At 43.8% G+C, this 15,781-nt stretch carries 15 protein-coding genes; 1 reads left to right on the forward strand and 14 read right to left on the reverse strand.

Features of this window, described 5'->3' with window-relative positions:
• Window positions 1-29 precede the first annotated feature (29 nt).
• The 11 genes from B3L97_RS03055 to murJ form a co-directional block, all read right to left on the reverse strand.
• Complete coding sequence (locus B3L97_RS03055; RefSeq protein WP_286845893.1) at window positions 30-305, reverse strand: S4 domain-containing protein; 276 nt, start codon at window positions 303-305, stop codon at window positions 30-32.
• 88 nt (window positions 306-393) lie between these two features.
• On the reverse strand, window positions 394-2,145 hold the full coding sequence (dnaG, locus tag B3L97_RS03060; protein WP_286933889.1) for a DNA primase: 1,752 nt from the start codon (window positions 2,143-2,145) through the stop codon (window positions 394-396).
• A 93-nt stretch (window positions 2,146-2,238) separates the two neighbouring features.
• Window positions 2,239-4,200: a sodium-translocating pyrophosphatase gene (locus B3L97_RS03065; protein WP_286933894.1), complete on the reverse strand. Its 1,962-nt coding sequence runs from the start codon at window positions 4,198-4,200 to the stop codon at window positions 2,239-2,241.
• A gap of 118 nt (window positions 4,201-4,318) precedes the next feature.
• Window positions 4,319-4,969, reverse strand: a complete 651-nt coding sequence (locus B3L97_RS03070) for a molybdopterin-guanine dinucleotide biosynthesis protein MobB (protein ID WP_286933899.1) — start codon at window positions 4,967-4,969, stop codon at window positions 4,319-4,321.
• A 9-nt stretch (window positions 4,970-4,978) separates the two neighbouring features.
• Complete coding sequence (locus B3L97_RS03075; protein ID WP_286933901.1) at window positions 4,979-6,070, reverse strand: AI-2E family transporter; 1,092 nt, start codon at window positions 6,068-6,070, stop codon at window positions 4,979-4,981.
• A gap of 133 nt (window positions 6,071-6,203) precedes the next feature.
• Entirely contained in the window at window positions 6,204-7,736 is a 1,533-nt protein-coding gene (guaA, locus tag B3L97_RS03080; protein ID WP_286933916.1) for a glutamine-hydrolyzing GMP synthase, read from the reverse strand.
• 128 nt (window positions 7,737-7,864) lie between these two features.
• Window positions 7,865-9,502: a chaperonin GroEL gene (groL, locus tag B3L97_RS03085; RefSeq protein WP_286933921.1), complete on the reverse strand. Its 1,638-nt coding sequence runs from the start codon at window positions 9,500-9,502 to the stop codon at window positions 7,865-7,867.
• 30 nt (window positions 9,503-9,532) lie between these two features.
• Window positions 9,533-9,823, reverse strand: a complete 291-nt coding sequence (groES, locus tag B3L97_RS03090) for a co-chaperone GroES (protein ID WP_024822628.1) — start codon at window positions 9,821-9,823, stop codon at window positions 9,533-9,535.
• 198 nt (window positions 9,824-10,021) lie between these two features.
• Window positions 10,022-11,038 carry a tRNA (adenosine(37)-N6)-threonylcarbamoyltransferase complex transferase subunit TsaD gene (tsaD, locus tag B3L97_RS03095; protein WP_286933922.1) on the reverse strand — a complete coding sequence of 339 codons (1,017 nt, stop codon included), beginning with the start codon at window positions 11,036-11,038 and terminating at the stop codon, window positions 10,022-10,024.
• Between the two features lie 5 nt (window positions 11,039-11,043).
• Window positions 11,044-11,592 (reverse strand): hypothetical protein, encoded by a 549-nt coding sequence (locus tag B3L97_RS03100; RefSeq protein ID WP_286933924.1) that lies wholly within the window; start codon window positions 11,590-11,592, stop codon window positions 11,044-11,046.
• Window positions 11,579-13,162 (reverse strand): murein biosynthesis integral membrane protein MurJ, encoded by a 1,584-nt coding sequence (murJ, locus tag B3L97_RS03105; RefSeq protein ID WP_286933929.1) that lies wholly within the window; start codon window positions 13,160-13,162, stop codon window positions 11,579-11,581. The genes B3L97_RS03100 and murJ overlap by 14 nt, the downstream gene beginning before the upstream one ends.
• 41 nt (window positions 13,163-13,203) lie before the next feature.
• On the opposite strand from murJ, the gene B3L97_RS03110 reads away from it, so the two are divergent.
• Complete coding sequence (locus B3L97_RS03110; protein ID WP_286933932.1) at window positions 13,204-13,680, forward strand: hydrogenase 3 maturation endopeptidase HyCI; 477 nt, start codon at window positions 13,204-13,206, stop codon at window positions 13,678-13,680.
• On the opposite strand, the gene lptB is transcribed toward B3L97_RS03110, so the two are convergent.
• The 3 genes from lptB to B3L97_RS03125 all read right to left on the reverse strand — a co-directional run bounded on the left by lptB (window position 13,653) and on the right by B3L97_RS03125 (window position 15,728).
• Window positions 13,653-14,381, reverse strand: a complete 729-nt coding sequence (lptB, locus tag B3L97_RS03115; RefSeq protein ID WP_286933933.1) for an LPS export ABC transporter ATP-binding protein — start codon at window positions 14,379-14,381, stop codon at window positions 13,653-13,655. The genes B3L97_RS03110 and lptB overlap by 28 nt on opposite strands.
• Window positions 14,362-15,138: an LptA/OstA family protein gene (lptC, locus tag B3L97_RS03120; RefSeq protein WP_286933934.1), complete on the reverse strand. Its 777-nt coding sequence runs from the start codon at window positions 15,136-15,138 to the stop codon at window positions 14,362-14,364. Before lptC ends, lptB begins: the two co-directional genes overlap by 20 nt.
• A 104-nt stretch (window positions 15,139-15,242) precedes the next feature.
• Window positions 15,243-15,728, reverse strand: coding sequence for an ACT domain-containing protein (locus B3L97_RS03125; RefSeq protein ID WP_286933935.1), 486 nt, complete (start codon window positions 15,726-15,728; stop codon window positions 15,243-15,245).
• Between the last annotated feature and the right edge of the window lie 53 nt (window positions 15,729-15,781).

Raw genomic sequence — 15,781 nt, forward strand, 5'->3', positions numbered from 1 at the left:
TCATCTCCAATCTCACAAAAATAAGAGCCTCACCACGGCTTTTCTTCCCCACTGACACGACGCTCTTCCAAAAGTTCATAAGAAACTATGCCTTTTCTTCTTATGACTTTTTCGTCATCGACCAGTACTTTAACAGTTAAGATTCTCGTCGGATAGGCTACTTCCACTACATCATCGACTCTTACAAGAGCAGAAGAACGGCATTGACGACCATTCAAACGAACGGCTCCAACCTCTATCATTTCCTGAGCAACTACTCTGCGTTTTACAAGTCTAGAGTCTTTTAAAAACTTATCGAGCCTCACATACAGTCCCTCCACGTTTCAACTTAGTGCTTAGTATAACAAAAAGAGGCGACAATCGATCAACACAATGGTTTTTTTCACAAAGAAATTAACGCTTCTTCAGCTTTTTAGCAATTCCCCAGTAAAGCGCTAATTCTTCCTTCGTTGCCTCTCCTTTAAGCATTTTTTTATGAAGAGCCTGGAATTTCTGTTCATTTCTTTTCCGCTCCAAGGCAGAAGAAACAGCTTCCCAAGAATCTTGATCTTCTCCAAAAGACTCACAAAAAGCGCCACCCATAGCGAGTATGGAGAACGGCATATCTTCCCCCATATCTCGCCAGTGTTCCTCCAAACGTTCTGGAGAATGGCCAGAAAAAACAGCGGCCAAAACTTCCTTGGCAGGAAGACTCTCTACTAAAGGGAAAATATCATGGGGATGTATTTTTTGACGTAACGAACTATCATTCCATAAACAATAAATTAAAGCCGCTTCTAATGGCTCGATTTCTTCATTTTTTTGTATAGATTTTTCTTTCTCTATAGGAAAAGAAGAGTCTCGATCCTGCCCCTCTTTATTCCCCTGGACATTTCGAGAACGAATCTCATCTAATTCTTCTTGCAACTCGTGAGGTAATATTCCCAAAACTGCGCTTATTCTCGGAAGATACGGCGCTACATCTATAGGACTCAATTGAGCTATTCCTCGCAGAAGATCATCCGCTGCAGATCTTCGCGTTTCTTCCTGCTCTAGTTGAGTGCGGCGTAAGGTTAAATGGAAAAGCACGAGAGGCAAGGCCTTATCCAAAGATCGTTGAAAAAGCTTCTTCCCTTCTTCTTGAGACAAAAGATCATCTGGGTCTTTACCTTTTGGCAATTCTACTACTCGAACATCAACCCCATTTTGCTGCAATACGTACATACTTCGAACGGTAGCCTCAATCCCAGCAGTATCGGAGTCATAACAAATAAAACAACGATTGGAAAAGCGCTTTAAGAGACGAGCCTGATCCTCTGTCAAAGATGTTCCTAAAGACGCAACTGTTTCTGTATATCCACATAAATGAAGACGAATCGCATCCATATACCCCTCTACAAGAATGGAGCGATTTTTTTCTCGAATACTCTGTTTCGCTTGATAAAGTAGGTATAAATTTTGCCTTTTACTGTACAAAATTCCTTCAGGGCTATTAATATACTTGGCTCCATCTCCATCTATAATTCGCCCTCCAAAAGCCAAGAGACGACCTGAAACATCCCTAATAGGGAACATAATCCGCCCCCTAAAACGATCATAAGGCTTCTTTCGCCCCTCTAAAACGAGCCCGCTATCAAGAGCTTCTTTAAAGGGCACTTTCTCTTCTTGTAACTTGCTCCACAAAGAGTCCCAAGAGGAAGGAGCCCAGCCAATTTCAAAAAGCGTAGCTGCATCTGGCGTAATCTGTCTCGAAACTAAATATTGTCGTGCTAAACGACCAGCTGCCACGTCTTTAAGAGATGCTCGAAAAAAAGACAGGGCCCGTTCCATAATATCGTAAAGAGAAGGTTTGCTTTTATCCACTTTCCCCCCCATAGAATAGGTAGGGAGAGGGATGCCTGCCCGTTGAGCCAGGAAATCCAAAGCTTCTTTAAACTCTAACCCCTCGATCTTCATTACAAAAGAAAAAATGTCTCCGCCTTCTCCACATCCAAAACAATGGAACGTCTGGCGATCTGGAGAGACGAAAAAAGAAGGTGTTTTCTCCTGGTGGAAAGGGCATAACCCTCTAAAATTTTTGCCAGTTTTATGGAGACGGACATAATCCCCTATAACATCCACAATATCTAAACGCTCTTTAATCTGTCGAACTGCCCCATCGTCCATAAAAACACCTCCTTAAAACGCACTAAAAGGGGGAAGGATTACATAATCCTTCCCCTCCGAATATACACCTATTGAGAAAAATCAGTATAACTTTTATAGAAAGAGAGGAGCTAAAACCAGAGCCACAACTGACATCAACTTGATCAGAATATTAAGGCTCGGCCCTGCAGTATCTTTAAAGGGGTCTCCCACTGTGTCACCTACTACAGTAGCTGAGTGATTATCTGTGCCCTTCCCTCCGAAGTTTCCTTCTTCAATGTATTTCTTGGCATTATCCCAAGCTCCACCAGAATTAGACATAAAGATAGCCATCATTACGCCAGTCACAATGGAACCACCCAAGAGACCACCCAAAGCTTCAGGCCCAAGAATAAGCCCTACAGCTACTGGAGAAACTACAGCAAGAACACCAGGGATGATCATTTCTTTCAAAGCCGCAGCTGTAGAAATATCAACACAACGCTCATATTCTGGACGACCAGTCTCTTCCATAATCCCAGGAATTTCTCGGAACTGTCTTCGTACTTCATCTATCATAGACTGAGCTGCACGTCCAACAGCCTGGATAGTTAGCGCGCTGAAAAGGAAAGGCAACATTCCTCCGATAAAGAGTCCTACCATCACTCGAGGATCCTTCAAGTCTATAGCATCGAGATTAACTGCATGAGCATAGGCTGCAAAAAGCGCTAAGGCTGTCAACGCAGCAGATCCAATTGCAAGTCCTTTACCCATGGCAGCAGTAGTGTTCCCTACTGCATCAAGTTTATCGGTAATCTCTCGAACATCATGAGGTAAGTGGCTCATTTCAGCAATTCCACCAGCGTTATCCGCTATGGGACCGTAAGCATCTACGCTCAAAGTCATGCCGGTTATGGAAAGCATGCCTACAGCTGCACAAGCAATACCATAAAGACCACCAAACTTATAGCCTACAAGAGTCGCCACGCAGATAAGGATCACAGGGATAACAGTAGACTTCATACCTACTGCCAAACCCGATAAAATAACAGTTGCTGGGCCTGTTTGAGAAGATTTAGCTATCTGTTTTACAGAATCATAGTCTCCAGAAGTATAGATCTCCGTGACATAACCAATGAGAACACCCACCGCAACACCAGAAAGAACGGACCAGAAAAGGGTCAGTTCACCAAAGGCAGCTTTCGTCACGAAATAAGAACCAATGATCATTACACCACCAGTAACAAAGGTTCCTATACGAAGGGCCACCTGAGCATTACCGCCTTCTTTTACACGAACAAACATGGTTCCGATAATAGCAGCAACTATACCAAGAGCAGACAGGACCAAAGGATAAAAGACTCCTTGAGAACCGTACACTGTTAGACCAATAGCCATTGCTGCAATAATAGAGTTTACATAAGATTCGAAGAGGTCAGCACCCATACCTGCAATATCCCCTACATTATCGCCAACGTTATCTGCAATAACAGCTGGGTTACGAGGGTCATCTTCAGGGATTCCTGCTTCAACTTTACCCACAAGGTCTGCACCTACGTCGGCAGCCTTCGTGTAGATTCCTCCTCCTACACGGGCAAATAGAGCAATAGAGCTGGCTCCCAAACCAAATCCTGTCACAATATTGGGGTCTTTGAAAAGAACATAACAGAGCATAATACCAAGCACACCAAGGCCCACCACGGACATCCCCATGACGCTGCCACCTTTAAAAGCAATGCCGAGAGCTTCATTTACTCCACGGGTAGCAGCAAAAGAGGTTTTTCCGTTGGAACGGGTGGCCACAACCATACCCACGTATCCGGCCATAGCACTAAAAAGGGCCCCGCATATGAAAGAAACAGCCGTCCCTCTTCCTATCTTGAACCAGAGAACGCCACCGAGCAATAAAGCAAAGGGGAAAAGCCATCGATATTCTCTTGAAAGAAAAGCCATTGCGCCACGATGAATGATCTCTGAAAGTTCATTGACCCTTTCATGATCCACCTTAAATGCCTTAATTTTGCCATAGGCAAAAATGGCATAGACCAGAGCCAGTATCCCAGCCCCAACAATAATCCAAAATGCCTGAGAATCCATACACCGAAACCTCCCTTAATTTCTACAAACTTTAAAAAGACGGCCCGCCTCGAAGGCGGGCGACTTCCCAAAACTCCGTCAATTATAGTAAGGAGCCATACTAAAGACAAGTAAAAATTTATTCCCTTTTTTCTATTGATATATGAATGTCAATATCCTTATCGAGATGTTCTATTTTTTTCAGGGCAGATAACATCCCTTTTATTCCTCCAGCTAAAAAATCCGAAACAAAAGCATTCAAAGGGACCGCCTGTCCATCAACCCAGAGAGATACACCACCTCTTTGAGATTGACGACACAAATACGCTATTCGTTTGGCAAGAAGCAATTCTTCTCCTGGTTTAAAAAAAACATCTTTTTCCCCCTTATCATCCTCGCCCTGGAGATTGGCATTATAATAAGCAACTACTCCATGCACAAATGTAGGGCATGTTTCAGGTGAACCTAGCCACACTTTCGGACAGGGGAGTTCTTTGCCTCCTTCTAACAGAAAAAGATCGAAATCGTAGCTCATCTTATACTGAAAATCAGATAAGGACAAGATTTTCGCAGACTCTATGCGAACTCCTTCCTCTCCCCAAAAAACAGTAGGGACCTTGAGTTCCAACATTTTCCCCGTATCTGTATTACTCGAAGGAATTATTCTTTCATGAGTATGCTTTATATAGAGAATCTTCAGCCCTTCTTTTTTGAGATGAGGAATAAGAGCCGTACATAAAGATGTTTTTCCGCTGTTCTTCAAGCCAGCTACAGAAAAGACAAAAGCCATGCCCTCTCGTCACTCTCCTTCTCGAGGACTGCTCGGTAATGGTGTTTTAGGAATATAGGCACTTGTATATCTTTTCCAGATGTTACGATAACTGTCGAGAAGGAAGATAAACAAGCTAATAATAAGAGGCCCTAAGAAAAGCCCTAAGAAGCCCCATGTAGCCAATCCGCCTACAACTCCAATAAAAACCATTAAAACATGGACTTTGCCTCCTCCAGAAATGAAGACTGGACGAATAAAGTTATCTACAGTACTCACTATCATTATGCCCCAAACCGCCAGAATAATGGCTCCCTTAATATTACCCACATAGAATAAGTAAATAGCTCCAGGCCCCCATACGAGGGGAGTTCCTATAAATGGGATCATAGCAAGAAGGGCCATGATCGCCCCGAAAAGAGCCGGACTAGGAAGTCCCACATACCACCAGCCGAAAGCCCCCAATACTCCCTGTATGCCTGCTGTCAAGGTAATGCCATAAATTACGGCTTGAAGAATCTGTTTAGCCCTGTCAAAAAAAGCTTTTTTCTCCTTAGGTGGTAAAGGAACAATATCATCAATGTAGTCTAAGATAACATGTCCATCCCGAATAAAGAAGAAAGAAGAGACAACGATTACTACTAATTGATAAATAATTCGAATTGTATCTCCCAAAAAGGACTTGGATATGTTTGCCAGCGTAGAGATGCTCCAAGAGCCAATCTGTCGAATGACCGTCATAAGGAACGGATATTCCACCAGATAAGGACGTATTTTTTCCATTATTGCCTCTGGGAAAAGGAGAGACACAAAAGTACGACCTTGCTCTACGTTCACATCTGAAAAAACATCGGACAAATAGCCATATATTCGAATTCCCTCTCGAGCCATTACAGTCCCCACCAAAATAGAGGGTACTACTATAAGAAGAACGATCGCAGCAGTCGTAACAGCTGCTGCTCCATTAGCAAACCTTTTAGATAAGACACGCTCATAAAGATATGCGTAAAAGGGATATACAAAAAAAGACAAGATGGCAGACCAGGCTAGAGGGCGCAAAAGACTGAAAGAAACGAGATAGGTAAGAGAACCCAGAGCAAAAAAAATCAACGTAAAGGGCAAGAAAAAGCTTCTAATTCTTTTATAAGGTCGCCTACTCTGATACGTCAGCTTATGATCCCTCCCTTTACTCATTCGCTTATATGTCACAAGAGAAGAAGTAGTTAAAACTACTTCTTCTCTTGTGACTTTGCTTTTACTCAAACTCAATAGTGGAAGGTGGCTTACTTGTTACATCTAAAACAACCCTGTTGATCCCCTTTACAGTATTACAGATTCGTCTCGCTGTCCTATCGAGAACATCGTAGGGGACTCGTACCCAATCAGCCGTCATTCCATCTGCAGATTCTACAGCTCGAAGGGCCACCACCTCTGAATATGTTCGAGAATCTCCCATAACTCCCACAGTTCTCACTGGAAGCAACACGCAAAAAGCCTGCCAAACAGAAAAATAAATGTCACTTTTTGAGAACTCTTCCCTAAAGATCTCATCCGCTTCCCGCAGCGTATCAAGGCGCTCTTTTGTAACCTCGCCAAGGCAGCGAACAGCGAGTCCCGGACCGGGGAAAGGCTGTCGATCCACTATCTCGGGAGGTACGCTTAAGAGTCTTCCTATAGCGCGGACTTCGTCTTTAAAGAGATCCCTTAACGGTTCAAGAACTTTTAGTTTCATATCTTCAGGTAATCCACCTACGTTATGATGGCTCTTAATAACCGAAGCGCCTTTCCCTTTATGCCCACTTTCAATAACATCAGGATACAAGGTCCCTTGAAGCAACCATTCAGCACCTTTTATTTTAGAGGCTTCCGCTTCGAAAACACGAATGAACGTCTCCCCAATAATCTTTCTCTTACGTTCTGGATCTGTCACGCCTCGAAGGGCCTGCAAAAACTGATGGCTGGCGTCTACGTAATGAACATTCAAATCGAGCGCTTTATATCGCTCAAGGACTCTCTCAGCCTCCAGATGTCGCAACAAGCCATTATTTACAAAAATACACTCTAAGCGGTCACCTATGGCTTTAGCAGTTAAAACAGCCGCTACAGTGGAATCAACCCCGCCAGAAAGCCCACAAATAACCCGGCAACCTTTCGTTTTTTTGTGTATCCGTGCCACCATAGTGTCAATCCAGTTTCCAAGATCCCAGTCTCCAGAACACGAACAAACATCGAAGAGGAATTTAGAGAGGATAGCCGTACCATTCTGAGTATGGGCCACTTCTGGATGAAATTGAAGCCCCCATATCTTTCTTTTTCTATTTTCAAAGGCTGCAGGAACTCCTTTATCTGTAACGGCAACGAGCTGGAACCCTTCTGGTAGAGATGCAATATGATCTCCGTGGCTCATCCACACCTCAAAAGATTCTGATATGCCCATAAAAAGAGTTGCCTCTGGATTTTTTACCACTATGGCAGTTCGCCCATATTCACGACTAGCTCCCGACTCTACCTGTCCTCCAAAAAGTTTTGCCAGGAGTTGCATACCATAACAGACCCCAAGAACTGGAACTCCAAGATCGAAAAGGTCTAAGGATACGGTAGGACTTCCTTCGTCATGAACACTTTGCGGACCTCCAGATATAATGATGCCCCGAGGAGTTCTCTTCTTGATTTCATCAGTAGAAGCATCCCAGGGGAGAATTTCACTGTGCACTTTCAGCTCTCGAATCCTGCGGGCAATCAATTGAGTAAACTGAGAACCACAGTCAAGAATTATTATATTATCCATTTACATTCCCCCGAAAAAAACAAAATCGTCAACATTGCTTATATTACCAGAAAGAGAGAAGAGGGGAAAGAAAAAGCCCCCAAAAAGGGGGCTTTTTATAACAACTTATTGGAGTGGGAAACTTACTCCTAGTACATTCCCTCCATACCACCCATTCCTGCTCCACCAGGCATAGGAGCAGCACTCTTGGGTTCTGGCTTGTCAGCCACAATAGCCTCTGTGGTGAGAACCATCGCAGCAATAGAACCAGCATTTTGAAGGGCACTTCTCGTTACCTTTACAGGATCGATAATGCCGGCCTCAATCATATCTACATACTCGCCAGTAGCTGCGTCAAGTCCCTGACCTGCCTTTAGACCGCGAACTTTCTCTACCACCACATCACCCTGATACCCTGCGTTCTGGGCGATCAAATGAAGAGGTGCAGTGAGAGCATTGAGAATAATCGTTCCGCCAGTTCTCACATCACCTTCAAGGTTCCCTATAAACTTATCAAGAGAAGAAATGCAGTTGATAATAGCAACTCCGCCGCCAGCTACGATGCCTTCTTCAACAGCTGCTCTTGTTGCATTCAACGCATCCTCGATACGATGCTTCAGTTCTTTCTGCTCCGTCTCTGTAGCTGAACCGACCTGAACAACAGCTACACCACCCACAAGTTTGGCAAGACGCTCCTGAAGTTTCTCTTTATCATACTCAGAAGTGGATTCCTCAAGCTCTTTTCGAATCTGAGCTGCGCGCTTGCGGATCTCTTCAGAGGAACCAGCACCTTCTACAATAGTGGTCTCCTCTTTTGTGATACGAATCTTTTTAGCTTTACCCAGCATAGAAATGTCAGCACTTTCAAGTTTAATGCCCAGATCTTCGCTCACAACCTGGCCACCAGTCACAATGGCAATATCGTTCAGCATTGCCTTGCGACGCTCGCCAAAGCCAGGAGCCTTAACGGCAGCTATCTGCATGACACCTCTCAGTTTATTCACAACTAGAGTAGCGAGGGCCTCTCCTTCCACATCCTCAGCAATGATCAAAAGAGGCTTTCCAGTCTGGACAACTTTTTCAAGAACAGGAAGAAGATCTTTAATGTTGCTTACCTTGCCATCATGAATCAAGATATACGCGTCATCAAAAGCAACTTCCATTCTCTCAGGATCAGTGATCATATAAGGGCTAATGTACCCCTTATCAAACTGAAGCCCTTCTACCATCTCAAGAGTCGTTCCTACGGTCTGGCTATCTTCTACGGTAATGACGCCATCCTGTCCCACTTTCTCCATGGCTTCAGCAATAAGCTGTCCAACAGCAGAATCATTAGCAGAGATAGCGGCAACCTGAGCAATCTTATCTCGATTCTTCACAGGAATAGCCATCTTTTTCAGTTCGTCCACTACAAAATCAATGGCCTTTTCGATTCCCTGGCGCATCAACATGCCATTAGCACCAGCTGCTACGTTTTTCATTCCCTCACGGATAATGGCTCGGGCAAGGACTGTAGCTGTGGTAGTACCGTCACCAGCTACATCATTGGTCTTAGAAGCAACTTCTTTGACCAGCTGTGCCCCTGTGTTCTCGAAAGGATCCTCAAGGTCTATTTCCTTTGCAATGGTAACACCATCGTTCGTAATTGTAGGGGATCCAAATTTTTTCTCTAAAACTACGTTGCGCCCTTTAGGCCCAAGGGTCACACCAACTGTATCAGCTACTTTATCAATACCACGCAACATAGCATGGCGTGCATCTTCATTAAAAGTAAGGATCTTCGCCATTTTTACATTCCTCCTTAGTTATCTCGTCTCTTACTTCTCTACAATAGCAAGAACGTCTCGCTCGCTGAAGATCACAAACTCTTCTCCGTCAAGCTTGATCTCAGTACCAGCATATTTGCTGAATATGATACGGTCACCAACTTTAACTTCCAATGGAAGCTTCTGTCCATTCTCAAGTACTTTCCCAGTTCCAATAGCTATAACTTCCCCTTCCTGGGGTTTCTCTTTGGCAGTATCTGGAAGAACGATGCCTCCCTTAGTTTTTTCTTCCTGATTGATGACCTTAACGACGAGGCGATCACCAAGCGGTTTTAAGTTCATTCGAAAATCCCTCCTTGAAATATTATCTCTTAAGATGTTAGCACTCCTTCGTGTCGAGTGCTAACTGAACGGTTTAAATATTAATTCTCATGCTTTTTTATCTCAAGGATAAATAATCATAAATAATAGAGTTTATCTCTATAAACACGATACTATCTCTTTATACCTACTCTTTTATCAGTTTTTCAATACTCATCACTACAAAAGTAGATGCCAAGAAGGGTTCGGGGCAAGAGAAAGATCTGAAATATTCCCTCGCTGAAAGCTATTGTATCCAGCAGCAGCTATCATAACAGCATTATCAGTGCATCTAATCACAGGCGGAATAAATACTTCCCAAATTTTTCTCTTCAATAACTCTTTTCTAAGCCCCTTGTTAGCAGCCACTCCTCCTGATATCGCTATTTTCCGAATCCCCGTCACTTCAGAAGCCCGTTCCAGTTTGGAAACTAACGCCGTAACAGCTGATCGCTGGAAAGAGGCACAAATATCTGCAACAGGTAGATCTGTCTTGCTTTTTTGTAACTCGTTTACTGCCCAAAGTACCGCCGTTTTCAATCCACTAAAACTAAAAGTAATTTCATTGCTGTCTTTAAGAGGAACAGGAAAACGAAAAGCCTCTGGATTTCCTTGTTGTGCTAGCCTATCAATAATAGGCCCCCCAGGATATCCGAGACCTAAGAGTTTTGCAACCTTATCATAAGCTTCTCCAGCTGCATCATCTCTTGTTTCTCCGAGAAGCTGATATTGACCCCAATCTTCTACAAGTATAATTTCGGTATGCCCCCCGGAAACGATGAGACAGATAAAAGGAGGAAGAAGATCTTCAGAAGCCACCACATTGGCAAAGAGATGGCCTTCCAGATGATTAACTCCTAATAGAGGTACTCCCCATGATTGGGCAAAGGCCTTAGCTGTCATGACTCCAACCATGAGCGATCCCATAAGTCCCGGACCTGCAGTAACTGCTATCAGGGAAAGCTCTGAAGCGGGATCACTAATTCCAGCTTGGCTAAAGGCCACCTTTATAAGGGGTAAAATCGCTTCGAGATGCATTCTCGATGCAAATTCCGGAACAACTCCTCCAAAGGGGGCATGTTCTTTGATCTGGCTTGAAATAAAATCTGCTTTAACATTACGTTGCCCCTCTAGAACAGAAACAGCCGTATCGTCACAGCTACTCTCTATTCCCAAGGTCAAAAAATTAGAATTCACTATTGTCACCTCTTTGGGACGGCAAAGACTTCCGAATCCTCTCCACAGGCTACGGTTACATTCTGTCCTTTTTTTACGTATTTCCCCGGGACGGAAAAAGCTAAAGTTCCCGTAGTATCTGGAGGAATGTCCCCTACTATAATAAAATCTTTGCTCGTTAAAACATCTTCATCTTTCACTACGTAATCACCGATCTGTAACATTTTGGGCTCAAAATTCCATCTTTTTTGAGTTTTATAACGCATAGCAAAGAGAGCCCTTCCCTTCAAATCTTTACTGCTAAAATGGCTCGCATGCCATTTTAACCACTCAGGAGCCTGCGGATCAGAGACCAGAGCCTCAGAGAGGGTTACATCAATATATACGAGGGCAACTTGCGCCCTGGCCCCTATGACCATATCTCCCAAAACTTCACCTTCAATCCAGAAGGAAACGGTTCGCTCATCCATGAGCTGCTGCAACTCTTTTGCTTCTGCAATACAAGAGCAAGAAGAAATTAAAGTGAATCCACATATTACGAGTAAAAACAACTTTAATGATCTATTTTCTGTCATCCATGTTCTCTCCTCTGAAGGAACGTTTTTTCGAGAAAGCCCCCATAAGCCATCTCCATTCTTTAAAACTAAAGAACCATGTACAGCCTCCGTATACCACTGCTCCAATAATGAAAACTGCTAAAATCCAGATACCTTTCATGGGAAGAGAAGCTCCGACTGGGTAGGGTAAAAATTTCCGGTATTGCCAAACAGCACCAGCCATAATAGCTAAAATTCCTACTATTCGGCCGCTCCATTGTACGGTAAGGATATGAAGAGGTTTTTCCATAACTTTCGAAAGTAAATATCCACCCACAAGAGCTGAGATCGTAAACCCGAGAGAAGTAGCAAGAGCAAGCCCTGAAAATCCCATGGGTTTGATTAGGAGAAGACAGAATATAATATTAAATACCACGCTGGAAGCTGTGACCATTAAAGCTGCCCGAGGGCTGCTCTGAGCATAAAGTCCCCGCAAAAAAATGGTAGTACAAGCCATGCCGGGTAACCCCCAAGCGTACATTGCAAGAGCCTTACCAGTGGCATGCCAGGCCCAACTATCAAAAGCACCTCGATAGAAAAGAAAATTAACAACTTCGTCGGAGACGAGAATCAGTCCCACTGTTACCGGAAGTACTATGAAAAGAGCAAAACGAACGGAATCCTGAACAGTCTCTTTAAACTCGTGGTTATCACCAGTTGCGCATCGTGAAAGTTCTGGCAAAACAGCTTGGGAGATTGCTATGACGAAAAGTCCTAACGGAAGTTGTATTACTCTATTGGCGTAGTTCAATACAGAGATGGCTCCGTCCTGTAAAAAAGACCCTAACATCCGACTCACTACCGGATTGACCTGGTTAAGGGAAAGTCCTAATGCGTAAGGGAAAAAGAGTGTCATCATTTTTCTCAGGTCTTTATCATGTCGATCAGGCTTCGCTGGTACAAGAGGAACACCTTTCCAGGCGCTCCAAAACCACTGAAGCCCCCATTGACAAACACCTCCAGCCAAAACAGCAACCACAAGGGTCCATATCCCACAACGAGAAACCAACAGAAACAGAACCAATAAATAAACAACATTACTAAGAGCTGGCGCTATGGCCGGAACAAAATAAGAATCGAGACTGTTAAGCACTCCCATAGCCAAAGCTGCTAAAGAAACAAGCAATAGGAACGGAAACAGCCAACGCGTCATTGAGACAGCGAGAGATGCTTTGACAGCATCGAAGCCAGGGGCCATAATTTTCACAAGAAGGGGGGAAAAGAATATCCCCACTAAGACCACTGAAAATCCGGCAATGAGGAGAATAGAAAAAGCTTGTTTCGCCAGATATGCTGCCCTCTCTTTGCCTTTTTGAGCCAAGCTTTGAGAAAAAACAGGAACAAATGCCGCCGACAAAGCTCCTTCAGCCAACATTTGCCGGGATAAATTTGCTAAAGTATAAGCAATATAAAAAGCATCGAGTTCGCTCGATGCACCAAAAAGAGCTGCCGTAACAATTTCACGAGCCAACCCTAAAATTCGGCTGGCAAAAGTTCCCACCATCATAACTAATGCGTGGCGAACCATTCTGGAAACACGAGAGGACATGAACGACGCCTCCTGAACAACAAGGAAATGAGGTACTTTATATGAGCTTTATTATTCTTTGGGGTACAGGAAATCCCCTCTTTGGTGACGATGGAGTTGGTCCGTTTGTCGTCCAATATTTACAGAAAAAAGAGATGGAACATCCCATCTGCGCTATTAATTGCGAAACGACTCCGGAAAATTATATTGGCGACTTGCAACGACGACACCCAGACCTGCTGCTTATAGTAGACGCAGCCGATATGGGGCTTCCTCCGGGATCCACACGTCAGATACCCTTTGAAGAAATACAAAATGCCACATTTAGCACTCACGGACTTCCCTTAGATCTGTTGTTAAAAGAAAAGGCTCAAGAAATACCTATTATTTTTATCGGAATACAACCATATTCGCAAGAATTGGGTGATTCCCTTTCTCTGCCAGTTCAAAATGCAGCATTAGAACTTATATCTTTGCTACTCTCTGGCAAATGGGAAGACATCCCTCTTCTTTACCAAGAAAAGCGATCGCCTAAATAGAATTTGCGAGCGACTTCGCTCTGCGCTACTTCATCAGGTGGGCCCTCAATAATAATTTCGCCCTGGTGAATTAAGTATGTACGATCAGTAATCGCCAAAGTATCGCGCACATTATGGTCTGTAAGCAAGATACCGTACCCTTTCGCTCTCAGGCTTAGTATGATTTGCTGGATATCGTAGACTGCTATGGGGTCAATACCACTAAAGGGCTCATCTAGCAGAACAAAATCCGGCATGATAGAGAGGCACCGTGCGATTTCTACCCTCCGTCGCTCTCCTCCGCTAAGAGCATAACCTGGAACATCTGCCAGATCGGTAAGCCCCAGTTCGTCAAGAATGTGCTCCACCATTTTCTCTATCTCTTTTTTAGGCCGACCAAGTTCCTGTAAAACAAGTTCTATATTCTCTTGCACTGAAAGATTTCTAAAAACTGATGCCTCCTGAGGAAGATAGCCTACTCCTATTCTTGCTCGGCGATACATCGGAAGAGAAGTGATATCTTTTTCATCAATCATAATCCGTCCAGAATCTGGCTTTATAAGACCTACAATCATATAGAATGTCGTAGTTTTACCAGCCCCATTAGGACCAAGAAGCCCCACAATCTCTCCCATATGCACATCAATATCGACAGAAGAGACCACAGTTCTCCCCTTATATGCTTTGCAGACCTCTCGAGCTTTAAGAGTCTTTGCGCTCATTTGCATCGTTCCCTTTCTTTTCATGAAGCTGGAAAGTAACTTGCGGTTGCCCTGAGGCCTCCATTTTACCTGTTCCTGGCGAGTACAAAATCTCTTCTGCCCGTAAAGCGCGATCCAACTGAAGAGCTACTGCGTTCCCACGCACTCGCAACGAGTCTTGAGCTTTTGAATAGGTAGCCGTGGAGCCGGTGATACGGGTTTTTTGCCCATCTGTGCCGGTAAAAATTATCACCACATTTCCTGAAGCATTTATATCTGTAGTCTGTCCTTCTTTTATGGTACCCTTCACCGATTCAGCTGAAACAAAAATTTTCTGCTGGCTATCCTCAAATTTCCGTACTTTCTTTGAAGAGAAAGCTATTTTACTCATATTAAGTTCATCAGCGTCAATGGAACGAGTGCCGAAGTATCCGGAAACCTCTTCTCGAAGAATATATTCACCATCTGGAGACAAATCACCATCTAAAGAAATACAGGAAAGATCTACTGGCTCCTGCTCCCACTTCCCGCCAATATGAACTCCCCCACTGAGGGTTATTTTTCGACTCTTGAGATTTCCATCTCCTCGCGGAGCTGTAATAAGTAACTCCACTCGTTCTATTCGCACATTTTTTTCCGCTACAAAAGCCCCCGTTTTGGAATCATAAGACATATTTTCCGCTGTTATCCGGGCTTCTTCTCCCCAAAGAACCCCCGACCAAATTAAAAGGAAGCAAAAGGAGATGAATAACCTTAGCTGTCTTAAGCATTTATGCATCCCACTCACACCATTCTGAGAAAAAATTAGATATTCAAATGCCGCCGTTATTCTACCTTTTCACGCTCTCGCATGACAAGCCCAGAGACATAATCTAAACTTATCTACTCGCAGCCCCCAAGTTCTTGTTTTAAAGCTTCGAAAGCCTCTTCTACCTTCGCCGTAGCTACAACACACGTTACGCTAGAAGGAAGAGCTAAAATCATATCAATATTTACTCCTTGATGGGCTAGAGCGCTAAAAACCCTAGCAGGGAAATCCCTCTTACCAGAAGGCAACGAAGAAACAGATATCTTTGCTATCTCTGTATCGAAGATAACTCCTTGAGCATCAATCTCCATAGAAACAGCCCGACAAACACGGATAGCTCCCTCAAGCCCGCTTTTTCTCACTAAAAAAGCTATATCATTCACTTGTCCTCTCATAACGCTCTGAACAATCATCTCTACATCGATCTCCACTTCAGCAAGGGCTGCAAAGAGGGAGGCTGCTATGCCTGGAATATCTGGCACTCCAAGGAGAGCTACTTTCGCCACATCCAGATCAAGAAAAATGGGACTTGAGGTCTTTCCTCTGTTTATATTTTGCATTATGAGAACCTCCCGACTGTTATTATTTTATAAGAGACAAAATCCTTCACTCT

The organism is Aminobacterium sp. UBA4834 (assembly GCF_002400205.1).
Classification (GTDB): domain Bacteria; phylum Synergistota; class Synergistia; order Synergistales; family Aminobacteriaceae; genus Aminobacterium; species Aminobacterium mobile.